Origin of the sequence: Thiemannella venezuelensis (assembly GCF_014203605.1) — a bacterium.
Classification (GTDB): domain Bacteria; phylum Actinomycetota; class Actinomycetes; order Streptosporangiales; family Streptosporangiaceae; genus Planomonospora_A; species Planomonospora_A venezuelensis.
On sequence record NZ_JACHJJ010000021.1, the window covers coordinates 76,967 to 100,280 of the forward strand.

Annotated in this window: 21 protein-coding genes and 1 pseudogene; 6 read left to right on the forward strand and 16 right to left on the reverse strand. The window is 74.8% G+C overall.

All coding sequences use genetic code 11. From position 1 onward, the window contains the following. Positions 1 to 175: 175 nt before the first annotated feature. On the reverse strand, positions 176 to 3,121 hold the full coding sequence (locus tag FHS22_RS26635; protein WP_184945969.1) for a helix-turn-helix transcriptional regulator: 2,946 nt from the start codon (positions 3,119 to 3,121) through the stop codon (positions 176 to 178). A 203-nt stretch (positions 3,122 to 3,324) separates the two neighbouring features. Here FHS22_RS26635 and FHS22_RS26640 point away from each other — a divergent pair, with 203 nt between their 5' ends. From FHS22_RS26640 to FHS22_RS26660, 5 genes are all read left to right on the forward strand, one after another. Then, positions 3,325 to 4,086, forward strand: coding sequence for an ABC transporter ATP-binding protein (locus FHS22_RS26640; RefSeq protein ID WP_338047960.1), 762 nt, complete (start codon positions 3,325 to 3,327; stop codon positions 4,084 to 4,086). Between the two features lie 128 nt (positions 4,087 to 4,214). After that, entirely contained in the window at positions 4,215 to 4,913 is a 699-nt protein-coding gene (locus FHS22_RS26645) for an ABC transporter ATP-binding protein (protein WP_184945973.1), read from the forward strand. Between the two features lie 6 nt (positions 4,914 to 4,919). Then, the gene (locus tag FHS22_RS26650) at positions 4,920 to 5,789 is read left to right on the forward strand and encodes a branched-chain amino acid ABC transporter permease (RefSeq protein WP_184945975.1); all 870 of its coding nucleotides are present in this window, start codon (positions 4,920 to 4,922) and stop codon (positions 5,787 to 5,789) included. A 55-nt stretch (positions 5,790 to 5,844) separates the two neighbouring features. Continuing rightward, a complete protein-coding gene (locus FHS22_RS26655) occupies positions 5,845 to 6,867 on the forward strand; it encodes a branched-chain amino acid ABC transporter permease (protein ID WP_338047961.1) in 1,023 nt (340 codons plus the stop codon). A gap of 2 nt (positions 6,868 to 6,869) precedes the next feature. After that, the gene (locus tag FHS22_RS26660) at positions 6,870 to 8,177 is read left to right on the forward strand and encodes an ABC transporter substrate-binding protein (RefSeq protein ID WP_338047962.1); all 1,308 of its coding nucleotides are present in this window, start codon (positions 6,870 to 6,872) and stop codon (positions 8,175 to 8,177) included. Positions 8,178 to 8,449: 272 nt separating this feature from the next. Here FHS22_RS26660 and FHS22_RS26665 read toward each other — a convergent pair whose 3' ends face one another. From FHS22_RS26665 to FHS22_RS26720, 13 genes and pseudogenes are all read right to left on the reverse strand, one after another. Further along, positions 8,450 to 9,124 (reverse strand): response regulator, encoded by a 675-nt coding sequence (locus FHS22_RS26665; protein WP_184945977.1) that lies wholly within the window; start codon positions 9,122 to 9,124, stop codon positions 8,450 to 8,452. Next, on the reverse strand, positions 9,121 to 10,302 hold the full coding sequence (locus FHS22_RS26670) for a sensor histidine kinase (RefSeq protein WP_184945979.1): 1,182 nt from the start codon (positions 10,300 to 10,302) through the stop codon (positions 9,121 to 9,123). Before FHS22_RS26670 ends, FHS22_RS26665 begins: the two co-directional genes overlap by 4 nt. Next, positions 10,299 to 11,180: a hypothetical protein gene (locus FHS22_RS26675; protein WP_184945981.1), complete on the reverse strand. Its 882-nt coding sequence runs from the start codon at positions 11,178 to 11,180 to the stop codon at positions 10,299 to 10,301. The genes FHS22_RS26670 and FHS22_RS26675 overlap by 4 nt, the downstream gene beginning before the upstream one ends. A 169-nt stretch (positions 11,181 to 11,349) precedes the next feature. Further along, a complete protein-coding gene (gene ptsP / locus FHS22_RS26680; protein ID WP_184946121.1) occupies positions 11,350 to 13,014 on the reverse strand; it encodes a phosphoenolpyruvate--protein phosphotransferase in 1,665 nt (554 codons plus the stop codon). A 103-nt stretch (positions 13,015 to 13,117) separates the two neighbouring features. Then, on the reverse strand, positions 13,118 to 13,402 hold the full coding sequence (locus tag FHS22_RS26685; protein ID WP_184945983.1) for an HPr family phosphocarrier protein: 285 nt from the start codon (positions 13,400 to 13,402) through the stop codon (positions 13,118 to 13,120). 69 nt (positions 13,403 to 13,471) lie between these two features. Beyond that, positions 13,472 to 14,506 (reverse strand): zinc-dependent dehydrogenase, encoded by a 1,035-nt coding sequence (locus FHS22_RS26690; protein ID WP_184945985.1) that lies wholly within the window; start codon positions 14,504 to 14,506, stop codon positions 13,472 to 13,474. After that, complete coding sequence (locus tag FHS22_RS26695) at positions 14,503 to 14,955, reverse strand: PTS mannitol transporter subunit IIA (RefSeq protein WP_184945987.1); 453 nt, start codon at positions 14,953 to 14,955, stop codon at positions 14,503 to 14,505. The genes FHS22_RS26690 and FHS22_RS26695 overlap by 4 nt, the downstream gene beginning before the upstream one ends. After that, complete coding sequence (locus FHS22_RS37450; RefSeq protein WP_338047964.1) at positions 14,948 to 15,268, reverse strand: PTS sugar transporter subunit IIBC family protein; 321 nt, start codon at positions 15,266 to 15,268, stop codon at positions 14,948 to 14,950. The genes FHS22_RS26695 and FHS22_RS37450 overlap by 8 nt, the downstream gene beginning before the upstream one ends. 3 nt (positions 15,269 to 15,271) lie before the next feature. Continuing rightward, a complete protein-coding gene (gene mtlA, locus FHS22_RS26700) occupies positions 15,272 to 16,417 on the reverse strand; it encodes a mannitol-specific PTS transporter subunit IIC (protein WP_221474148.1) in 1,146 nt (381 codons plus the stop codon). Between the two features lie 77 nt (positions 16,418 to 16,494). After that, positions 16,495 to 17,445, reverse strand: a complete 951-nt coding sequence (gene pfkB, locus FHS22_RS26705; protein ID WP_184945989.1) for a 1-phosphofructokinase — start codon at positions 17,443 to 17,445, stop codon at positions 16,495 to 16,497. Beyond that, a complete protein-coding gene (locus FHS22_RS26710; RefSeq protein ID WP_184945991.1) occupies positions 17,442 to 18,203 on the reverse strand; it encodes a DeoR/GlpR family DNA-binding transcription regulator in 762 nt (253 codons plus the stop codon). Before FHS22_RS26710 ends, pfkB begins: the two co-directional genes overlap by 4 nt. 81 nt (positions 18,204 to 18,284) lie before the next feature. Continuing rightward, positions 18,285 to 19,532 (reverse strand): annotated as a pseudogene (gene thrS / locus FHS22_RS26715) (threonine--tRNA ligase); the annotation flags it as partial. Positions 19,533 to 19,724: 192 nt separating this feature from the next. Beyond that, a complete protein-coding gene (locus tag FHS22_RS26720) occupies positions 19,725 to 21,353 on the reverse strand; it encodes an amidohydrolase family protein (protein ID WP_184945995.1) in 1,629 nt (542 codons plus the stop codon). Positions 21,354 to 21,477: 124 nt separating this feature from the next. Here FHS22_RS26720 and FHS22_RS26725 point away from each other — a divergent pair, with 124 nt between their 5' ends. Further along, positions 21,478 to 22,404 carry an NAD(P)/FAD-dependent oxidoreductase gene (locus tag FHS22_RS26725; RefSeq protein ID WP_184945997.1) on the forward strand — a complete coding sequence of 309 codons (927 nt, stop codon included), beginning with the start codon at positions 21,478 to 21,480 and terminating at the stop codon, positions 22,402 to 22,404. A 56-nt stretch (positions 22,405 to 22,460) separates the two neighbouring features. Here FHS22_RS26725 and FHS22_RS26730 read toward each other — a convergent pair whose 3' ends face one another. Together FHS22_RS26730 and FHS22_RS26735 are read right to left on the reverse strand one after the other, a co-directional pair. Continuing rightward, positions 22,461 to 22,664, reverse strand: a complete 204-nt coding sequence (locus FHS22_RS26730; protein ID WP_184945998.1) for a DUF5302 domain-containing protein — start codon at positions 22,662 to 22,664, stop codon at positions 22,461 to 22,463. 96 nt (positions 22,665 to 22,760) lie between these two features. After that, complete coding sequence (locus tag FHS22_RS26735; protein WP_184945999.1) at positions 22,761 to 22,943, reverse strand: hypothetical protein; 183 nt, start codon at positions 22,941 to 22,943, stop codon at positions 22,761 to 22,763. Between the last annotated feature and the right edge of the window lie 371 nt (positions 22,944 to 23,314).

Here is a 23,314-nt window from a genome sequence, read left to right on the forward strand (position 1 = left end):
GGGGGAACCACGCGACGGGCGTCCGCGCTGACGGCCGTCCGGCACGTTCGGCCGCCGATGCGGCGGCCTGCGGCAACGATGCTCAGTGGTCCCTGCGGAATCGTTGACAATCGGTACTTTCTCGCTGTCACGTCGGGAGTGCATCGGTGAAATCACCGGTCTTGACCCGGGCCGGTCAGGACAGCATCCGGACGAGTTCGACCCGGGAGCGGATGCCGAGCCGGGCGAAGACGTTCCTGAGGTGGTGCTCGACGGTCCGCGGGCTCAGGTAGAGCCGGGCGGCCACCTCCCGGTTGGTCGCCCCGTCCGCGACCAGCCGGGCGATCTGCAACTGCTGAGCGGTCAGCGCCCGGACCGCGGGCGCCTCCTCCACCGCCTCGGCGGCGCGGGTGCCGCCCCGGGGGCGGCCCGGGGTCCCGGACGGGAGGGCCTCTCCCGAGGCGCGCAGCTCGCCGCGGGCCTGTTCGGCCCAGAGCCGCGCGCCGTGGCGCTCGAAGGTCTCCAGCGCGCCGTGCAGGTGCTCCCTGGCCGCGCCGGGCCGCCGGTTGCGGCGCAGCACGCCGCCGAAGAGCAACTGCGTGCGGGCCGTCTCGAACGTGCACGAACCCCGGCGGTGCAGCTCGAGCGCCTCGCGGAAACGCTCCTCGGCCTCGCCGGGCCCGGCCAACAGCGCGTGGCAGCGCGCGGCCAGCGCCAGCCGGTCCGGGCTGCCCGTGCTGCCCGCCCACCGGTCGAGCACGGCCAGCGCCGCGCGGGCGTGCCCGAGGTCGCCGGTGCGTACGGCCGCCTCGACGAAGTGGGGGGTCGCCATGACCCGGACGACCAGGTGCCCGCCGCTCCCGTCCGCCCGGGCGGTCGCCCGCAGCCTGCCGGCCGCGCTGGTGTGGCGGCCCGCGGCGACGTCGAGGTGGGCCAGCGCCCAGTTGCCCAGCGCGCCGGCGACGCCCAGGCCGTGGGCGTCGGCCAGCTCGATCGCGCTGCCGGCCCGGATCCGGCAGGTCTCCTCGTCGCCCTCCACGGCGGCGGTGAGGGCGAGCCAGCCCAGGTGCTGGGCCGCGCTGTTGAGCCGGCCGGTCTCCTGGGCCAGCCGCAGGCCCTCCATGGCGTTGGCCGCGACGGAGGCGTAGCGTCCCATCCACAGCTCCGCCTGGACGAGGAACTCCAGCACCTGGGGGACGGTCGAGACCGCGCCCTGGGCGCGCGCGGTCTCGATGGCCCGGGTGGACAGCTTCAGGGCCTGGACGTCGTCGCCCAGCAGCAGGCTGGAGACGCACGCCCAGACCAGGACGGAGGGGCTGTCCACGCAGGGGGCGAGCTCCAGCACGCGGCGCAGCGGCGCCGCCGCCTCCCGGTGCCGTCCGCTGAACGTGGCGGCCATGCCCGCCAGGTACTCGTACATCAGCTGCGTGGCCGGCGGATCGTCCGGGCGCCGCAGTGCCGCGGCGCGCCGGGTGATGGCCAGGAAGCGGTGGGTGTCGCCGGCCAGGTAGCTCGCCTCGCTGGCCCGGATGAGCGCGCGCACGGCCTGCTCCCGGTCGCGGTCGAGCAGCCACTCGGCCGCCGCGAGCAGCTCGTCGCAGGCGCTGGCGGTCTTGCCGCTGCGCAGTTCCAGGCTGCCCCGGACCAGCTCGGCCCGGCCCCGCACCTCCTCGGAGACCGTCAGGGTGTTCAGCCGGGCGAGCAGCCAGCGGGCGCGCTGGGGAAGACCCGCGTGCCAGGCGTGGCGGGCGGCGGCGGCCAGGCGGGCCGCTCTGGCGTCGCCGCGTGCCGTCAGCTCGGCGGCGCGCTCGAAGGCGCGGAACGGTTCGGGGAAGCAGCTCCGGCCGCCGGCCGTGCCGTCCGGCTCCTCGCCCAGCTCCTCCACCAGCTCGTCGGCCAGCCGTTCGGCGGGGCCGTCCAGCGCGGCCGCCCGGTGCCAGGCCCGGCGCAGGCGCTGGTCGTCCTGGTCCAGGAGTCCCGCGAGCAGCAGGTGCGCCGCGCGCCGCCGGGCGAGGGAGGCCTCGCCGTACACCACGGACCGCATCACCGGCTCCCGGAACCCGTAGCGGTCCCCGGGCAGACGAGTGAGGAGTCCCGCCCGCTCGGCCGTCTCCAGCGCGGCGAGCACGCGCCCCGGCTCGGCCGTCTCCAGTGCGGCGGGCGCGTGTCCCGGTTCGGCGGCGCGCAGGAACGCGGCGGTGTCCAGTTCCGGGTCGGCCGCGATCAGCAGGAGCAGGTCCGCGGTGTCGCGGGGCAGCCGGGAGAGCCGGTCGGCGTAGGCGCGCCACAGCCGCCCGCCGGGCGGCGGCGCCTCCGGCGGCGGGGCGGACCCGTTCAGCTGCTCGGGGCTCAGCGAACCGGTGAGCTCGCGCAGGGCGAGCGGGTTGCCGCGGGCGACCTGCGCCAGGGAGGCCCGCAGGTCGTCGGTGAGTTCCGGGGGCGCGAGATCCTCGATCAGCTGCCGGGCCGCCTCCTCGTCGAGCCCCGCGAGGGTCAGCCGGGGGATGTCGCCGGGGATGCCGCCGGGAGCACCGCGGACGCCGCCCGGGGCGTCGCAGGCGCCGGCGGGTCCACCGGGTGGACCGGCGGGGGGACCGCCGTCCTCGCCGGTCGCCAGCAGCAGCGCGACCGGCTCCCCGCTCAGCCGCCGGGCCGCGAAGAACAGCGCCTCGCGGCTCGGCGCGTCGAGGCGGTGGACGTCGTCGGCGCAGACCAGGACCGGGCGGCCCACGGCCAGCAGCAGGTTGAGCACGGCGGCGGGCAGCGCCAGCCCGGTGCCGGCCGTCCCCAGTTCCAGCGCCTCGACGAGCACCGCGGCCTGCGCCGGAGGCAGCGACGGCAACCGGTCCGCGACGGGGCGGAGCAGGGCGTGCAGCCCGGCGTACGGCAGCCGCTCCTCCTCCGGGACGCCGCGGGTCCTCAGCACGACGAAGCCGTCGGCGGCCGGCTCGGGGGCGAGCTCCGCGGCGAGGGCGGCCGCGAAGTCGAGCAGCGCGGACTTGCCCGTTCCCGGGGCGCCCAGCAGGAGCAGCGCGCCGCCCGCCCCGCCGAGGGCGCCGTCGAGCAGCCGGCGCAGCGTTTCCAGCTCCGTGTCACGGCCGTGCAGCGCCGTTGCCCCGGGGGCGGGAGAGGCGAAGAACATGGCCCAGTGTTACGCGCGGATGTCACGCCTGAGAAGAGCCGGTGCCGGGCGGCTCCCGCCAGGTGCGCGGCACCGGCGCGGTACCCGCGCGGACGGCCGGCGGACTGGTGATTTCACCGATGCGCGGCGCGGCGCGGCACCCGGACAATTCCCTGATCCCCGCCACCCGGCCGGACCCGGCCGCGCACTCCGAGGGAGAGACGGTGACACTCGAGATCAGCGGCCTGACCGTGCGGTTCGGCGGCGTCACCGCGCTCTCCGGGGTCGACCTCACGGTCCGGCCCGGCGAACTGGTCGGCCTGATCGGGCCGAACGGGGCGGGCAAGACCACCCTGTTCGACTGCCTGACGCGGCGGCGCGCCCCGGCCGCCGGCCGGATGCGCTTCGAGTCCAGGGAACTGACCGGGCTGCCCCCGGACGAGGTCGCCGGACGCGGGATCGCCCGGACCTTCCAGAACCTCGGCCTCTTCCCCGGTCTCTCGGTGCGGGAGAACGTCATGATCGGCGCCCACCGCCACGGGCGCTCCGGGTTCGGCGCGGCCGTGCTCAGGCCCGGATGGATGCGGGAGGAGGAGCGGCGGCTCCGGACGATCGCCGACGGGATCCTGGAGCGCATGGGCCTGCTCCCGCTGGCCGACCATCCGGCCGGACACCTCCCGCACGGAACGCTCAAACGCATCGAGATCGCCCGCGCGCTCGCCGTACGGCCGCGCCTGCTCCTGCTCGACGAGCCGGTCGGCGGCCTGACCCAGGACGAGGTGGCGGACTTCTCCCGGGTCATCCAGGACGTGCACTTCGAGTCCGGCGTCGCGGTCATCGTGGTCGAGCACCACATGGGGTTCGTCATGGACCTGTGCGAGCGGATCGTCTGCCTCGACTCCGGCAGGAAGATCGCCGACGGGACGCCCGCCGACGTGCGGCGCGACCCCGCCGTCATCGACGCCTACCTGGGGATCGTCCCGTGAGCGCGGCGCGCAGGCGCGCCGCGCCCCCGCCCGGGAGCGGCGCGCGGGGCGGGAACGGTCCAGCGGCCGGCGGGCCCGCGGCGGACGCGCCGCCCTTCCCGCAGGCGGCCGGACCCCCCTTCCTCCAGATGGGCGGGTTGCGTGCGGGCTACGGTCCCGCGCGGGTCCTGCACGGGATCGACCTCGCGGTGCGGGAGGGGGAGATGGTCGCGGTCCTCGGTCCGAACGGGGCGGGGAAGACCACCCTGCTGCGGGCCCTGTCGGGCATGGTGCGGGGCCGCGGCTCGGCACGCCTGCGCGGAACCGAGATCCTCGGCAGGGCCCCGGAGGAGATCGCCCGGCTGGGGGTGGCGCACGTCCCGGAGGGGCGGGGCACGTTCGCCCCCCTCACGGTGGAGGAGAACCTGCGGATCGGCGCGCATCTGCTTCCCCGGTCGCACGTGGCCGGGCAGCTGCGGCGTGTCCTGTCCCGCTTCCCGGTGCTCCAGGCCCACCTGAGCCAGCCCGCGGGCAGCCTGAGCGGGGGCGAGCAGCAGATGCTCGCGGTCGGCCGCGCGCTGATGTCGCGGCCCCGGCTGCTCCTGCTCGACGAGCCGTCCCGGGGCCTGGCACCGCTCACCACCCGGCGGCTGTTCGACGTGCTGCGCGCGGTCAACCTCCACGAAGGGGTCACGATGATCGTGGTCGAGCAGAACGCCCAGCTGGCGCTGGAGTTCGCGGGCCGTGCCCTCGTCATGGAGTCGGGCCGCCTGGTCCTGGCCGGCGAGGCCGGGCGGCTCAGGCCCGGCCGCCGGGTCACCTCCGCCTACCTCGGCCCGCGGAGGTGACCGGCGATGGCCGATCTGCTGCTCCAGGTGGTGCAGGGGCTGAGCCTGGGCGCTGTCTACGCGGGACTCGCCCTGGCGCTGGTGCTCGTCCACCGCTTCACCGGGATCGTCAACTTCGCCCAGGGCGAGCTCGCCATGCTCTCGACGTACGTGGCCTGGCAGCTCCTCGACGCGGGCATGCCGTTCTGGGCCGCCTTCCCGGTCACGCTGGCCGTCTCGGTCGCCGGCGGCATGCTGGTGGAGCGGCTGGTCATCCGCCGGGTCGAGGGCGGCGGGGAGCTGACGCTCGTGGCCGTGACCGTAGGGTTGCTGATCTTCGTCAACGCGGCCGCGGGCCTCGTCTGGTCCTTCGCCGTCCGCTCCTTCCCCAACCCGTTCCCCACCGCGCTCGGGTTCGGCAGCGCGCAGAGCGGGTTCTCCGCGCTGGGCGTGCTCGGGGTCGTCGCCGTCGTGATGCTGGCGCTCCACGTGCTGTTCAGGCACACCGGAGCCGGACTGGTCATGCGGGCGGTCGTGGCCGACCCGGTCTCGGCCCGGCTCGCCGGCATCCGGGTCGGCAGGGTGCTCGGCCTCGGCTGGGGGCTGGCCGCCGGCGTCGGCGCCGTCGCCGGAGTGCTCGTCGCCCCGCTCCTCTTCCTGGAGCCGAACATGATGGGCGGTGTCCTGGTGTACGCCCTGGCGGCCGCCGTCCTGGGCGGTTTCCGGGATCCGGTGGTGACGGTCGCCGCGGGGCTGGGACTCGGCGTCGCCGCGACCCTGGCCGGGACCTACGTGGAGTTCGTCGGCGCGGACCTCAAGGTGGCGGTGCCGCTGCTGGTCATCGTCACGGCCCTGCTGCTGCCCCGGCGCGCGGCGGAGACGGCCGGGCAGCGGTGAGCACGTTGCGGGTGCGGGCGCGACGGGTGAGCACGGGACGGATGAGGTGGGCGGGGTGAACATCGCCGAGCAGACCGGCCGGCGCAGGCTGGCGGTCGGGCGGGAGGCCGGGGACCGCAGGCGGGTCTGGCCCTGGCCGCGCGTGACCCTGGCGGCGCTGGCCGCGGTCGCGTGCGCCGCCCCGTTCCTGCTGACGCCGTACCGGGTCTTCCAGCTGACGATGATCCTGGTGTACGGCATCGCCCTCCTCGGACTGAACCTCGTGGTCGGCCAGAGCGGGCAGATCTCCCTCGGGCACGGGGCGTTCCTCGCGGTCGGCGCGTACACCTCGGCGGTGGCGACCGGTCCGCTGGGCCTGCCGTACCCGGTCGTCCTCCCGCTCTCGGCGCTGCTCTCCTTCGGGCTCGGGCTGGCCCTCGGCCTGCCCGCCCTGCGCCTGCGCGGGGCGTACCTGGCGGTGGTGACGCTCGCGATCGCCGTCGTCGTGCCGCCGGTGATCAAGCGGTTCGGCGCCGTGACCGGCGGTTCGATGGGGTTGTCGGCGTCCGTGCCGTCGGCCCCGCCCTGGAGCGGGCTCGCCGACGACCAGTGGCTCTACCTGCTGGTGCTGGCCGTGGCCGCCGCGGCGCTGGCGGCGGCGCGCAACCTGCTCGCCTCACGTTCCGGGCGGGCCCTGGCGGCGATCCGGGAGAACCCCGCCGCGGCCGAGGTGCTGGGCGTGCGGATCGCGGCCCACCGGACGCTCGTGTTCGCCTGGAGCGCGATGTACGCGGGCGTGGCGGGAACGCTCTACGCGTGGGTGGTCGGGTTCGTCTCCCCGGACTCCTTCACGGTGACGCTCTCGATCGTGCTGCTCGCCGCGGCGGTGGTCGGCGGACCGGACTCGCCGGCCGGCCCGCTGCTGGGCGCGGTCTTCCTGACGTTCGTCCCCGCCGCCGCGCAGGGGGCGGGAGACGCGGCCCCGGGCCTCGTCGCGGGGCTGGTGATCGTCATCGTCGTCTGCGCGGCTCCCGCCGGCCTGGCCGGGCTGCTGCGCATGGCCGCCGGCGCGGTGGCGCGCCGGCTCGGGAGGGAGTGACGGTGCGGGGAACGGGAGCGCAGGCCGCGCGGAGGACCCGGGCGCGGGCCCTGGCGGCGGCCGCCGCGCTCGCCCTGGTCCTCCCGCTGGGCGGGTGCCGCCTGGCAGGGCAGGACGGGGTCGTCCGGACCGGCCCCTGCGCGGGGCAGCAGAGCACCGGGATCACCCGGGACGCCGTGAAGGTGGGCGGGGTGTACCCGCTGTCCGGGCCCGCCTCCGCCTACGGGGCGATCGCCGCGGGCGTGCGGGCCTACTTCGGCTACGTCAACGCCGGGGGCGGGGTGGACGGCCGCCGGATCGAGTTCGTCGTCCGCGACGACGGCTACCAGCCCGCCCGCGCGGTGGAGGAGGTCCGCAGACTGGTGGAGCTGGACGAGGTCTTCGCGGTCTTCCAGACGGTCGGCACCCCCTCGACCGCGGCGGTGCGCGACTACGCCGCCCGCCGCCGGGTGCCGCAGGTCTTCGTGGCGACCGGCGCCTCCCGGTGGGGGACCGACACGGCGCACCCCTGGACCATCGGCTACCAGCCCAGCTACGTGGCCGAGGCCCGGGTCTACGCCCAGCACCTGAAGGAGACCGCGCCGCAGGCCACGGTGGCGGTGCTGTACCAGAACGACGACTTCGGCAGGGACCTGCGCGACGGGTTCGCCGACGCGGTCCGCGACAGCGGGGTGCGGATCGTGGCCGAGCAGAGCTACGAGGTCACCGATCCCGGCGTCCAGGGGCAGCTGGCCAATCTCGCGTCCTCGGGCGCCGACGTCCTGCTGAGCGTCACCACACCCAAGTTCGCCGCGCAGGCGTTCGCCGTCGACGCCGCGGTCACTTCCTGGAACCCGGTGCACATCGTCAACAGCGTGGCCGTCTCCCCGGCCGTGATGGCGAGCGTGGAGGCCGGGAAGATACGGGAGATCGTGAGCGCCGTCTACCAGAAGAACGCCGCCGACCCGGAGTGGGCGGACGACCCCGCGGTCGGCGCCTACCGCGAGAGCCTGCTGCGGTACGCCCCCGAGGCGGACCCCGCCAGCCAGCAGGCCATGTTCGGCTGGACCGCCGCGCAGGCCTTCGTGAAGGCGCTGCAGCGGATGGAGTGCCCCACCCGGGAGGGGCTGCGCGCGGCGGTCCACCGTCTCGACGAGGTGCCCGTCGACACCCTGCTCCCCGGGATCACGCTCTCCACCGGTCCCGGCGACGGCTTCCCGATCGAGTCGATGATGCTGGCCAGGTTCGAGGAGGGCCGCTGGACGTCCTTCGGCGAGGTCGTCGACACCCGCGCCGTGTTCGGCCCGGTCCGTACGGCCTCCGCGGGCTGACACCCGGGCCGGTCAGGTGGAGGACGATCAGAACTGTCGGAGGCGTCTGACATGGTCTGCGGACAGGACCAGACCGTGCCGGGAGACGCCGTGACCGACTGCGGGCCTTCGTCCCGGCTCCGCACGCCGAGGCGTTCACCCCGCTCCGGCTGGATCCGAGCCGCGTCCAGGTGCTCAGCGGCGAGGAGTTCCCCCGCAATCCCACGCCCCGCACCGCCGCCCTCTGACACCGGGTTCCGATCCGGCGGACACCCGTCCGCTTCGCTGCCGGGTCACCGTGTCCGAGGCGGCTGCACCAGGCCGTGCCGGTAGGCGACGGAGACGAGCTGCGCGCGGTCTCGCACGCCGAGTTTGCTCAGTGCCCGGCTCACGTGTGTCTTGGTGGTGGCCATGCTGATGCAGAGCCGCTGAGTGATCTGCTCGTTGTCCAGGCCCTGCGCGACCAGCGCCACCACCTCCCGCTCGCGGGCGGTGAGCACGCCGAACACGGTGTCGTCGGCGGCGGCCTGCGGCGGAACGGCGAATCCGGCGATCAGCCTGCGCGTCAGGCCGGAGGCGAGCAGCTCCCCTCCTCCGGCGACCAGCCGGATCCCGTGCAGCAGCTGAGCGGGATCGGTGTTCTTCAGCAGGAATCCGCTGGCACCGGCGTTGATTCCCTCGACCGCGTAGGCGTCGTCGTCGAAGGTGGTGAGAATCAGGATCCGCACGGACTCCAGGTCGGCGTCCGCCGCGATCCGGCGGATGCCCTCCAGCCCGTCGGTACCGGGCATCTGCACGTCCATGAGGACCACGTCGGGCCGGGTGTCACGGGCGAGGTCCGCGGCGGTCGCCCCGTCTGAGGCCTCACCGACGACCTTCATGTCCGGTTCGGAGTCGATGAGCATCCGGAACCCCGCCCGCACGAGCGACTGGTCGTCGGCGATGAGCACGCGGATCGGCCGGGTCATCGGGAACTCCCGCCGAGCGGCAGCAGGCACCGCACCTCGAACACCCCGTCCGGCCCGGGAGCCGCGCTCAGCGTCCCGCCCAGTGCGGCCGCCCGTGCGCGCATGCCGCCGATTCCGTTGCCTCCGGCCGGTGCCGCCGCTCCGGTGCCGGCGACACCGTCGTTGCGCACCACGATCTCCAGCATCTCCTCACCGTAGCCGAGCCTCACCTGGACGGAGGCGGCGCGTGCGTGCCTGCGCACGTTGGTGAGCGACTCCTGCACGATCCGGAACGCGGCGAGGTCGACCGGCGCAGGCAGCGGCCTGCGCTCGCCCCGGACGGTCAGCTCCACCGGCGTGCCGGTCGCACGGGTGACGTCCAGCAGCCTGCCGATGTGGGTCAGACCTCCGTGCGACGGCGTCCCTTCGTCGGCGCGCAGCGCCCCGAGCAGGATCTGCACCTCGGCCAGGCCCTCGTCGCTGATCGTCTTGATGGTGGTCAGCGTGTGCGCCACCTGGGCGGGACGGCGGTCCATCACGTGTACCGCCACCCCGGCCTGCACGCTGATCGCGGCCATGGTGTGGCCCAGGACATCGTGCAGTTCGCGGGCGATCTCGAGTCGCTGCTCGGCCGCGCGTGCGCGGGCCTGCTCGGCGCGGGTCTCGGCGGCCTGCTCGGCCCGCTCGCGGGCGCCGGCCGTCGCCGCCCGGTGATAGTGCACGGACGCGCCGAGGGCGACGGCGGCCAGTTCCAGGGACAGGGCGTTGACGGCCCGGTCGTCGAACCACCGGACGTCGAAGGCCGTGTGCACCACGACCGCCGACACCGCGGCGGTGATCGCCCAGCCCGCCGCGCCCCACCACCGCCCGCGCTCGGCCGCCAGCGTGTAGCAGCCGATCAACGCCGCGAGCGTGGCGAGGCGACCGGGGTAGCCGAGGAAGTACCACGCCATGGTGATCGCGTTGGCGGCCAGCAGCACCGGCAGCGGTGCGCTGCGCCGTACGCTCAGCACGGGCGCGATCGCACCGGCCAGCACGACCGCGCCGGCGTCCATCGAGCCGGCGGGGCCGAGCGGGCCGAGCCCGGTCACCCCGGCGGCCAGCACGAGCACGGCCACGCCCACGCCGATCGCGACGTCGGCGGCGGGAACGCGCAGGACGGGTGCCGGCGCGCTTCGGGACGACCGGGCCTCCATCATGGGATCGGGGTGTCGGCGGGAGCGATGGTCACCGGTTCGCGCATGCCCTCCTGCGCCAGCATCCGGCCGGTGCGCAGGTTCCGGACCCAGGTGACCAGCGCGTACTCGCCTGGAGGCAGCGCGGTGGTCAGGAGCGCGGCACGCGACGGCGACATCGGCACCACCCCGGTCGGTCCCGCGGTGAACGGGTAGCCGCCGGTCCCGGAGAAGAACGCGTCCAGATCGGCCGGCGTCGTGCCGGGACGCACCGGCATCAGCATGGCTTCGTTGAACTGGCTCGACCGGTTCACCACCAGTACCGGTGCCCCCGAGGTGAGCCGGCGGGGCGCCACGAAGCCGGAGTCCGTCGCCGTGATCACCGCGGGCGCCGTGATCACCGCGGGCGGGGACGGCGTCCGCGACCCGGCGGCGGAGCCGACGACCCGCAGCGGCCGGACGCGCTGGGCGAAGTCCGGCTCCCGGACGTCGCGGAAGTCGACCAGATGGTAGCGGCCGGGCGTGACGACCGTGGTCACCGCCGCGGGGATGTGCCCGGCGGCCGCTCCGCCCAGCATGACGACGTCCTCGGCGACCGCCCGGCCGCCGGCGACCGAGGTGCGCGGGTCGTCGTCCATCGCCTGCGCGAGATGCCGCAGGTACAGGTCGAGCGGGACCCCCGGCCGCAGCCGTACCAGCCCGATCCACGCGCCCTGCGGGTCCTGCGAGCGCACGTTGAGGGTGAGGGCGCCGGCGCGGACGCTCGCCGGTGCGGTGAACCCCGAGGGCGTCACCGTGATGTCGACCGCGCCTGCCGGCGCGGCTTCGGCGCGCGCCGGGCCGGCGATCGTGGATGCGGAGAGGATCGCCATGAACGCTGAGATCCGCAGACGTCGTTTCATGGAGACGACTGTCGCTCCTGGGCGGGGCCCGCCGCATCGGTCCGGTGAGGTGATGTGGCGCTCCCGTCCCCGTGGTAGGCGTCTACCGTCACGGGATGACGATACCGTCAGGGCGGTATCCCGCCGGGCGCCGGGAACCGGGCACCGATCCGCGGAACCGCGGTCCTCCTCATGCCACCGTCTCCCGTGCCACCGTCTCCCGTGCCACCGTGTCCCGTGCCACCGCCGGGTCGTCGGCGTCCAGGGCGGCGCGGGCGTCCGCCTCGCACCGGGCGAGGGAGCGCCGGGCGAGCTCCTCGCGCACCGCGGCGACGCCCGGCGCCGACATGGACAGGCTGGTGACGCCGAGGCCGGCCAGGACCGCGGCCAGGAGGGGGTCGGCCGCGGCCTCCCCGCACACCCCGACGGGCTTGCCCGCCGCCCGGCCCGCCCGCGCGCACTCGCCGACCAGCCGGAGCAGGCCCGGCTGCCACGGGTCGAGCAGATCGGCGAGCTCGCCGTGCTGGCGGTCGGCGGCGAAGGCGTACTGGCTGAGGTCGTTGGTGCCGATGCTGAGGAAGTCGAGCCCCCGCAGCAGGCGGTCCGCGCGGAGCGCGGCGGCCGGGACCTCGATCATCGCCCCGACGCGGGTGATCCCCCGCTCGCGGGCCCGTACGGCGAAGGCCTCCGCCTCGGCCACCGTGGTCACCATCGGCGCCATCACCCACGGCCGCGTGCCGCTCGCCCGGGCGGCCTCGGCGATCGCGTCGAGCTGGACGTCGAGCACGCCCGGCCGTACCCGGCCGACCCGCAGCCCCCGCACGCCCAGCGCGGGGTTGGGCTCCTGGGGCAGATCGAGGAAGGGCAGCGGTTTGTCCGTCCCGGCGTCGAGTGTGCGGATCACGACCTTCCCGCCGGGGAAGGCCCGCAGCACCGCCTCGTAGGCGGCGACCTGCTCCTCGAACCCGGGGGCGTCCCGGCGGCCGAGGAAGAGGAACTCGGTCCGGAAGAGCCCGACCCCCTCGGCCTCCACTCCGCCGCCCAGGTCGGCGGCCGAACCGATGTTGAGCAGCAGCTCGACCGGGTGGCCGTCGGAGGTCCGGCCGGGACCGGAGCCCGCCGCCAGGCGGCGGCGCTCGGCGGCGGCCTCCCGCTGGACGCGCGCCGCGGTCTCCTCGCCGATGCCGGTCTCGACCCTCCCGGTCGTGCCGTCGGCCGAGACCCACGTCCCGTCGCCGATCTCCATGGCGCCCCGGCAGGCGACCACGGCGGGCAGGCCGCGGGAACGGGCGAGGATGGCGGTGTGGCTGGTCGGCCCGCCCTTCTCGGTGACGAGGGCGAGCACGGTCGCGGGGTCCAGGTTCACCGTGTCGGCGGGGGCGAGGTCCTCGGCGACCAGGACGAACGGATGGCCCGGGTCGGGGATACCGGGCACCGGCAGTCCCAGCACCGCGGCGACGGCCCGGTTGCGGATGTCGTCGAGGTCGGCGGCGCGCTCGGCGAAGTAGCCGCCCGCGGCCAGCAGCGCCTCCCTGTGGTGGGTGCACGCGGCGTCGACGGCGTGCCCGGCGTCCATCCCCGCCGCGATGTTCTCCTCGACCGTCTGGTGCAGCCCCGGATCGGCGGCCATGAACGACTGCGCGTCCAGGATCGCGCCCGCCTCGGGGTCCGAGGCCTGCTCCGCCCGCGCGGCGCGTGCGGCCAGCTCGGCGGCGACGGCCTCCAGCGCGCGCAGCGCCAGGCCGGCCTCCCGGGCCGGGTCGGCGACCGGGAGCGGGTCCGGCAGGCGCGGCGGGCCCGCCATCCGGCAGACCCGCCCGGCCGCCCGCCCCGGGCTGACGCCCAGCCCGCGCAGCGTCCCGGCTCCCGTGCCCGGCCCCGTTCCGGCGCCGGTGCCCTGCTCCGGCGCCGATGCCGGCGCGGGACGCCCGGTCGTGCTCGCCGGGGATCCGCCCGTCTCAGCCACCGGAGGCCTCCTCGGCGTCGAGGTCGCGGGCCAGGAGCCCGGCCAGGGAGTCGAGCGCGGCCTCCGCGCCCGGCCCCTCCGCGTCGAGGGTGACCTCCGTCCCGTGGACGGCGCCGAGCGCCAGTACGGCGAGCATGCTGTTGGCGGGGACGGGCCTGCCGTCGCCGACGCGGATGCGCACCGGCACCTCCTGGGCCGCGGCGGCCTGCACGAAGAGCTTGGCGGGACGGGCGTGCAGGCCCGTGCGCGATGCGATGACGACTGTCCTCTCCGGCATCTGCGGGGTCTCCTCTCCGGGAGCGGGTCAGGGGGTTCGGAGGCCGGGGGCGGGGCCGCCGGCCGGGGGTCAGGGTTCGACGGTGACCTTGATGGCCTCGCCGCGGCTGACGATGCCGATCCCGTCCAGGACCTCGGGCAGCGGCAGCCGGTGGGTGATCAGGTCGGCGACCGGGACCGCGCCGCCCGCGATCAGCCGCAGCGCCTGGGCGTTGTGCGCCGGGCTGGACCCGTTGGCCCCGACGATGGTCAGCTCCCGGTAGTGCACCAGGTTGGAGTCGCACCGGATGATCGGGTCGTCCTTGGGCAGGCCGCCGAAGAAACTGATCCGCCCCTGCCGGGCGGCCATCAGCAGCGCCTGCTCCTGGGCCGCCCCGGAGGCCGCGGCGGTGACGACCACGTCGGCGCCCCGGCCCTCGGTCAGCTTGAGGACCTGCTCCACGGCGGAGTCGCCGCCCTCGGCGTGCACGGCCGCGTCCGGCCGGACCAGCGCCGCGGCCGTCTCCAGCCGCTCGGCGTTGACGTCCAGGAGGAACACCCGTCCCGCCCCGCGCGAGCGCGCCAGCCGTACGTGCAGGCAGCCGATGGGGCCCGAGCCCATGATGACGACGTCGTCGCCCTCGCCGACGCGGGCCAGTTCCTGGCCGTTGAGCACGCAGGCGAGCGGCTCGGCCACCGAGGCCTCGGCGAAGCCGACCCCGTCCGGGATGCGGTTGACGCCGTCCACGGCCAGGACCTTCGCGGGCACCACCATGTACTCGGCGAAGCCGCCGTCGTAGTGGTAGCCCATCGACTCCTGGTTCGGGCAGACCGTCATCCGGCCCCGGCGGCACTCTCCGCACGTCCCGCAGGGGATCGCGGCGATCACCTGCACCCGGTCGCCCGGCGCCCACGCCCCGGTCCCGTCGACCACCTCGCCGGCGATCTCGTGCCCCATGACGCGCGGCGGCCTGATGTGGTGGTGGCCGTGCTTGAGGATCTTGGCGTCGGTGCCGCAGGTCGAGCAGTTCCGCACGCGGATCCGCAGTTCGCCGGGGCCCGCCACGGGTTCGGGCGCCTCCTCGACGCGGATGTCGCCGGGGGCGTGGAAACGGGCGACCTTCACTGGTCCTCCTCGATCGGTTGCAGCAGCCGGACCACCTCGGCGACCTCCGCGGCCTCGCGGAGGGCCCGGGCGCGGCCGGGGTCCATCAGGATCTGGGCGAGCTCGGACAGCAGCCGCACGTGGCCGTCGCCGCGGGCGGCGATGCCGACGCAGACCGCCACCCGCTCGCCGTCCCAGTCGACGCCCTCCGGGAAGCGGAGCACGCAGATCGCGTCGTGGCGGACGACGTCCTTGGCGGCGAGCGTGCCGTGCGGGATCGCCACCCCCTCGCCCACGTAGGTCGAGATCGAGCGCTCCCGCTCCAGCATGGCGTCGAGGTAGGGGGCCTCGACCGCGCCGACCTCCAGCAGGGCCCGGCCGCACTGCAGGATGGCGTCGTCGCGGCCGGCGGCCGTGGCGTCCAGCCGTACGGCTCGCGGGTCGAGGGGGAGCGGGACCGTCTCAGGCATCGACGGTCCCGCCCTTCTTGATCGTGTCGATCAGCCGGGTCACCGCGGGGTCGCCGATGAAGACCTGGAAGGGGATCAGCACGGTGTCCGGGGCCTTGGCGGAGATGGAGGCCCTGGCGCGGGCGGCCAGACCGGCGTGGCAGAGCACCACGTCGGCGTCGCCGGGGATGGAGTTGACCGGGGTGTGCACCACCTCGATCCCCTCGCCCTTGAGCTGCCTGCGGACCTGGGTGGCGAGCATGACGCTGCTGCCCATGCCCGCGTCGCAGGCTATGACGATCTTGCGGATGTCCTTGCTCTCGATGCCGCTCACGGGTCATGCCTCCTTGCTGGTGGACGGGGTCGCGGGCTCGGCCGCCCCCTGGGCTGTGTCTTCCCCGGCGTCCTCACCGGCGTCCTGCCCGGTGGCCTCGCGCTCACCCCGGCCGAAGCCCATGAGCACCGCGGCGACCGCGAAGGAGACGGCGGTGGCGATGAGGATTCCGGCGATGGAGGCGAACCAGCCGCCCTTGGGCGTCACCGCCAGGTAGGCGAAGACGCTGCCGGGGGAGGGCGGGGCCACCAGGCCCCCGCCGGTGAGGAGGAAGGTGAGGATCCCCGCCGCGCCGCCGGCGATGACGGCGAGGATGAGGCGCGGCTTCATGAGGACGTACGGGAAGTAGATCTCGTGGATGCCGCCGAGGAAGTGGATGATCATCGCGGCCGGGGTGCTGGGCCGCAGCGCCCGGGGGCCGAAGAACATGAAGGCCAGCAGCAGCCCGAGGCCGGGGCCCGGGTTGGTCTCCAGCATGAACAGGATGGACTTGCCCTGCTCGGCGGCCTCGGCGACGCCCAGCGGGCTGAGCACGCCGTGGTTGATGGCGTTGTTGAGGAACAGCACCTTGGCCGGTTCGATCAGGATCGAGGCGAGCGGGAGCAGGTTGTTGCCCACCAGCCAGCCGACCGCGTCGCCCGCCGCCTCGGTGACCGTCCGGACCACCGGGCCGATGCCCCACACGCCCAGCAGCGCCATGGCGCCGCCGACGATGCCCGCGGTGAAGTTGTCGACCAGCATCTCGAAGCCGGCCCTGGTGCGCTGCTCGGTGAAGCCGTCCACCAGCTTGAGCAGGTAGGCGGCGAGCGGACCGACGATCATGGCGCCGAGGAACATCGGGACCTCGGAGCCGACGACCACGCCCATGGTGGCGACCGCTCCCACCACGGCGCCGCGCTGGCCGTGGACCATCCGCCCGCCGGTGTAGCCGATCAGCACGGGGAGGAGGACCGTGACCATCGGGCCGACGAGGGCGGCGAAGCTCTCGTTGGGCAGCCAGCCCGTGGGGATGAAGAGCGCGGTGATCAGGCCCCAGGCGATGAAGGCGCCGATGTTCGGCATGATCATCCCGGCGAGGTGCCCGCCGAAGCGCTGGATGGAGGCTCTCACCCCGGTTCCCTGGACGGCCGGGGTGTAGTCGGTGGTCATGCGATGGTGCTCCTTCCGGGGTGACCGGCCGGGTGAAGCCGGTCAGGGGGGTGCGGGGAGGTGGTGGTGCGCCGCTGTCAGCCCCCGGGCCGCAGCGGCAGGGCGGGATCGGCCGTGGAGGTGCGGATGCGGTCGCGGCGGACGGCGGCGATGTCCGCGGGGCCGGGCATCCGGCTGCCGGGCAGCGCCACCGCGGCGCTCGCCCAGGCCAGTGCCTCGGCCAGGGCTTCCTGGCCGCAGGCCCCGGCGGCCAGGAAGCCGGCCAGCATGGCGTCGCCGGCCCCGACGGTGCTGCGCGGTTCGGCGACCGGGCCCTCGCCGTACCAGACCCCGTCGTCCTGGACCAGGACCGCGCCGTCGGCGCCGAGGCTGGCCAGGACCGTGCGCGCGCCCATCGCCCGGAGCCTGCGCGCCGCCTCGACCGCGTCGCCGAGTGTGGTGATCGCCATGCCGGTCGCCTCGGCGAGTTCCTCGCGGTTCGGTTTGACCAGCGCGGGCCCGGCGGGCAGCGCCGCGGTCAGGGCGGGTCCGCTGGTGTCGACGGCGACGAGGATCCCGGCACGGGCGAAGCGGCGGCAGAGCCGGGCGTAGAGGTCGGCCGGGACCCGCGGGGGCAGGCTGCCCGAGGCGACCACCCAGTCCGCCGAGCTCGCGGCGCCGAGCACCGCCTCGGCCACCGCGTCCAGCTCGGCCGCGGACAGGGCCGTGCCCGGCTCGTTGACCTTCGTCACCGTGCCGTCGGACTCGGCCAGCGCCACGTTGGACCGGGTCGGCCCGGTCACCGGGACGGTGACCATGTCGATGCCCTCGGCCGACAGCAGGGCGATGAGCCGCCTGCCCTCGTCGCCGCCGAAGGGCACGACCGCGCAGGACGGCACCTGGTTGGCCAGCAGCGCGCGGGAGACGTTCACCCCCTTGCCGCCGGGGTCGAGGTGGGCCGCGGCGGCGCGGATGACCGCGCCGCGGGTCAGGGAGCCGACCTCGATCGTCCGGTCCAGGCTGGGGTTGAGGGTGAGGGTGACGATCATGCCCGCACCACCTCGGGCCCGGCCGCCGCGATGTCGGCCGCGATCGCCGCGTCCAGGCCGGTGTCGGTGATCACGACGTCGATCTCGGACAGGTCCGCGAACCGGGCCAGGTAGGTGTTGGCGAACTTGGTGTGGTCGGCGAGCAGCACGCTGCGCTGGGCCGCGCCGATCATCGCCCGCTTGATCGCGGCCTCGGCCGGGTCGGGCGTGGTGAGCCCCTTGACGGCCGAGCAGCCGTTGGCCGCCATGAACGCCACGTCCACGTGCAGGCCGGCCAGCGGGCGCAGGGCCCAGTCGTCGACGGTGGCCAGCGTCCGCCCGCGGACCCGGCCGCCCAGCATGATCACGCTCAGGTTGGGCCGGACCGCCAGCACGGTGGCCAGCGGCGGCGAGTTGACGATGACCGTCAGCTCCCGGTCGGCGGGCAGCGCCTGGACCAGCCGGGCGGTCGTCGTCCCGGCGTCGATGATGATCGCCCCGTCGTCCGGCAGTTCGCCGAGGGCGGCCTTGGCGATGCGCTCCTTCTCCTGGGTCATCACCTCGTCCCTGGCGGCCAGGGCGGGCTCGAAGCCCAGCCGCTCCACCGGGATGGCGCCGCCGTGCACGCGCCGCAGCACCCCCGCGCGTTCGAGCGCGGTGAGGTCGCGGCGGACGGTCTCGGTGGTGACGGCGAACTCCTCCGCCAGCGTCACCACGTCGACCCGCCCGGCCTCCCGCGCGCGCCGCAGGATCTCCTGCTGCCGCTCCTCGGCGTACATGATTGTGATTCACCGCCATTTCCATGTTGTTTCCCCTTTGTTTACACCCGTATGTGTGGGAAAACAAGATGTCCAGGACGGTCAGTTCGGAACGGCGGCCTCCCTCCTGAGCTGGGCGACCACCTCTGCGGCGGCGCGCGGCGCATGGCGGGAGCCGTCGCGCAGGCGGAGCGAGACCTGCCCGGCCGCCGCCTCCCTCGGCCCGATCACCGCCTGGTACGGCACCAGCCGGTTGCCGCGGATCCGGGCCCCCAGGGTGCCGCGCTCCGGCCCGGACGGCTCCGCCCGCAGCCCGGCCTCCTCGCACGAGCGCAAAAGGTCACCGGCCGCGGGGAGCTCGGCCTCGGAGACCGGCAGCACCACCACCTGGACGGGGGCGAGCCAGGCCGGGAACGCCCCGCCGTACACCTCGACCAGGTGGGCCGCCAGCCGCTCCAGACTCCCGACCATGCTGCGGTGCACCATCACCGGCCGGTGTGCGCGCTGGTCCGGGCCGGTGTACTCCAGCCCGAACCGGCCCGGCTGGAACAGGTCCACCTGCACGGTCGAGAGGGTCGACTCGCGCCCGGCCGGGTCGGTGACCTGCACGTCGATCTTCGGCCCGTAGAAGGCGCCCTCCCCGGCCGCCTCCTCGTACGGCAGGCCGCGCTCCTGCAGGGCGTCGCGCAGGATCGCCTCGGCGCGCTCCCACATGACCGGGTCGTCGATGTACTTGTCCCCGTCGCCCCGCAGCGAGAGCCGGTACCCGGAGGCGGCGACGCCCAGCGCCCGGTGGGCCCCCTCGATCATCGCCAGCGCCGCCGCCACCTCCCGGCCGGCGTCCTCGGCGGCGCAGAACACGTGGCCGTCGTTGAGATGGACGGCGCGGACCCGCGACAGCCCGCCCAGCACCCCCGACAGCTCGGCGCGGTGCATGCCTCCCAGCTCGGCCAGGCGCAGCGGCAGGTCCCGGTGGCTGCGCGGCCGGGAGCGGAAGATCATCGCGTGGTGCGGGCACAGGCTCGGCCGGAGCACGAACTCCTCGCCGCCGACGGTCATCGGCGGGAACATGTCGTCGCGGTAGTGCTCCCAGTGCCCGGAGAGCTCGTACAGCTCGCGTTTGCCCATGACGGGGGAGTGCACGTGCCGGTACCCGGCGCGCCGCTCGGCGCGGTGGACGTACTCCTCCACGGCGTGCCGTACGGCGGCGCCCGCGGGCAGCCAGAACGGCAGGCCCTTGCCGATGAGCGGGTCGGTGTCGAACAGGTCGAGCTCGCGGCCCAGGCGGCGGTGGTCGTGCCGGCTCTGCCGGTCGTGCTGCTCGTGCCGGCTCTGGTGGTCGTGCATGGCGGTCTCCTCGCTTCGGGCGGAGGCGGGCGACCGACGGCGAAGCCCCGGGCGCTCGCCCGGGGCTTCGTTTCATGACAGGTGTCAGCGCGCCGGGACGGTCTCCGGCGTCGTCGTCAGATGGGCGCGCTTCATGGCCGAAACGGTAGCCGACCGGCCGGGGGCGGCGCCAGCGCTTTCCCCGGCCGCGCCGTCTCAGGGGGCGCGCGACGCCGCGGCCTCCCAGGTGCGCAGGTAGGCCTCGGCCCCGGCGGCCATGTCCTGGACGAGTTCGTCGCCCGCGACCAGCCGCATGTCCTCGATCCAGTCGGGGACCAGGCCGTAGTGGGCGACCCCGTCGACGTTGACGTCCCACACCCGCTCGCCGGTGCGCTGCCGGTCGAGTGTGACCGCGCCGTCGAAGGAGGTGAACGGGTAGGTCACCGGGCCCGCCCCGCCGCCGGAGCGGACCGAGGGCAGCGAGCCCAGCCCGTTGGCGTCCAGGCCGTAGCCGTACCCGGGCCGCCCGAGCTCGCGGCGCAGCGGAAGGCTCTCCCGCCAGGTCGCGGCGAACCGCTCGGCCTGGTGGCCGTAGGCGGTGACCATCCCGCCCAGCCCGTAGATCCGGCGGAGGTGGCCCGGGTCGGTCCAGCTGTGCGAGGAGACCACCCCGGCGTACCCCTCGGCCTCCAGCAGGTCCAGGGTCCGGTCGGCGGCCCTGACGCTCATGTGGTCGATCTCGATGATCATCCCGCGCCGCATCATGCCCCGGACCATGTGCTCGCCCAGGCTCGTCAGCCCCCGGGTGTTGCAGTGCGGGGCGGGAGGATACAGCGGCAGCCCGCCGGGAGGGAGCAGCCGGGCGAGCTCGGGCGGGAGCGCCCCGGCCTTCTCGATCGTGTTGTCGTGTTCCGGCCCGGTGCAGGTCCTGGCGCTCCAGAACCTGCCGGTGGACAGGAGGTTGCCCAGGTTGACGATGACGCCCTGGGTGCCGGAGTCGAAGCGCACGCCGCACAGCGCGTTGTCGTACTTGTGGCAGACGAACATGCTGCGCACGCCGAGCGCGTGCATCTCGTCCAGTCCCCGGTCGATCTGGGCCCGCGTGCAGTGCGGGACGCCGAGGGTCTGCCGGCAGCCGAACGGCTCGGAGGTCTCCACGCCGAGGACCACCGCCAGCTTGCCCGCCGCGATCACCTGCCGGGCCTCGGCCGGGGACCGTACCACCCGGAACCATCCCTTGCCGGGGCCGCCGGAGCGGGCGTCGACGAAGTCCTGCATCTCGAAGGTGCGCCGCGCCTGGAGACGGAGCGAGTCCATCTCGTCGCAGGCGTTGCGCCGGAGCGGGTAGATCGCGCAGAGCTGCCGGTTGGCGACCAGGTGGTTGACCAGGACGCGCAGGCCGCCGCGCCAGGCCCGCTCGACCCAGCGGTGGTAGGTCTGCTGGTGGGTGAGCGAGTCGTTCGCCGGCCAGCTGCGGAAGGTCGGCCAGCCGACCGGGTCGTGGGTGCCGGCGGGGGAGCCGGTCCGGGTGAAGTTCTCGAACCAGGCGGCCTCGCCGTTGGGGAAGTGGTCGGGGCAGTCGGTCAGGGCGTGCTCGATGCCGTCGGGGTCGAACGGCTTGCCGCACAGCAGCATGCCGCCGAACGCCTCGTAGGACATGAGGTGGGTGTGCCCGTCGACGAACCCGCGGACCGGGTCCGCGCTTCCCGGCGGCTCCCCGGTGGTGCCGACCTCCGACTCGGGAGGCGCGGGGGCGGCCGTGGCGGCGGTCCCCGCCAGGGTCAGGGCCGCGATGAGGGCGAGCGGGACGGCAAGGGACCTGGTGAGCCTGGTGATGACGGCCATGGGCACCTCTGGGCGCACGGGGGGACAGGTGCCTCATGATCCGCCCTGTCAAATGACGAGTCAAGAGAAATGTGAGCTTGGCTCAAAAGGTGACGGTCGTCCGCGGGCGGGCAGGGAGACCGGCATGCAGCACTATGACGTCGCGATCGTCGGCGGCGGCCCGGCCGGGCTGACGGCGGCGATGACGCTCAGCCGATCCCTGCGCCGCGTGGTGGTGCTGGAGGCGCCGGGACCGCCGCGCAACGACGCCTCCCACGGGATGCACGGCATCGTCGGCCTGGACGGCGTGAGCCCCGCCGAGTACCGCCGCCGCGCCTGGGCCGACCTGGCAGGGTACGGCATGGCCGAGCTGCGCGAGACCGAGGTCGCCGATGTGGTTCCCGCGGCGGGCGGGTTCGACGTGGTCGCCGGGGACGGGGCCCGGGTCTGGGCCCGCCGGGTGCTGCTCGCCCCCGGCATGATCGACGTCCACCCGGAGGTGGAGGGGTTCGCCGAGTGCTGGGGCAGGACGGTCATCCACTGCCCGTTCTGCATGGGCTGGGAGAACCGCGACCGGGCCTGGGGGGTGGTCACCTCCGACCTGGAGTTCGCCCGGACGGCCGCCGCCGGGTTCGCCGCCTGGAGCGACAACGTGGTCGTCTTCGCCGACGGGCCGATGCCGGCGGGGGAGCACGGCATGGAGGTGGTCGAGGGGAGGATCCGCAGGCTGCACCATGCCGACGGGGACCTGCGCGCGGTCGAGCTGGAGGACGGCAGGGCCGTCGTCCGGCAGACCCTGCTCTGGCAGCCCGGCCAGCGGCCCGTCCCCCTGGTCGCCGGCCTCGTGGAGAGGCTGGGCCTGACCGTGCGCGAGGACTGCTACGTCAAGGTCGACGGGTGCTGCCGCACCAGCGTGCCGGGCCTCTACGCCGCGGGCGACCTCGTCATGGAGGAGCAGAGCGCGGCCGAGGCGGCCGCCTCCGGGTCCACCGCCGCGTTCCAGATCATCGAGGACACGGCGCGGCCGACCGCGCCGGCGGGCGGCATCGGGGACTCGCCTCCGGGAGGGTGACCGCGCCGCGGGCTCCGCCGCCCGCTGCTCCTGGCGGTGCGGCGGGCGGCGGTCCCTCAGCCGCTCTTGCGCCGGAAGGAGCGCTTGCCGCCGACGGGGCCGTGGGCGCCGTGGATCTTCGAGGCGCCCTTCCCCCGGCCGCCGGCGTTCGCCTCCGTCTGGGCGAGCTTCTTGCGCTCCAGGGCCTCGCGGAACTTGCGCTTCAACTCGTCCTCGGAAGAGCTCTCGGGGCTCTCGGGCTCCGGCGTGACGTCAGACATGCGGACCTCCTGATCTGGACGGGTGGTGCGACTCCGGCCAACCGGATCATCATCCTCTCATGTCCGAAATCAGGTTCCGGACGGCGGGAGGGCGGATCAGTGGAGGCCGAGGGACATCAGGAAGAGCAGCCCCGCGATGTGGCCGATGACGACGAACACGATGATGAAGACGAAGACGAACTTCGCGGGTCCGTGCTCGAAGTGCTTGCCCTCCTTCAGCGGAGGGCGCTGGGCCTGCCGTTCGGCGATCCGCTCCTCGATGGACTTGCCGTGAAACATGGAGCTCCTCGAGCCGGTCAGGCGTGTGGGGACACGGGTGGTTCTGCGCCCTATTATCATATCTCCCCACCCGCCTGGAAGCCTCGCGGCGTCCAGGCCCCGGCCGCACGGAGCCCGCGGATTGCCCGTGCCCGATCCGGGTACGTTCTCCCGCGTTTCACGGAGACGCCGCCCGCACCCGGCGGCACGGAGCGGAGGCGCGGACGCCCCCGGCCGCGGCCGGCGTCCGCGAGGAGGGGACCTGCGGCGCGGGGCGGGGCATCCACCGCCTACGATCGTGGTGCGTCCGCGCGCGGACCCCGCCGAACCGCAGAGTCCTCGCCGGGAGCCGCCGCGAACGGCGCGGACAGCTGACCCATATTGAGAGGAAC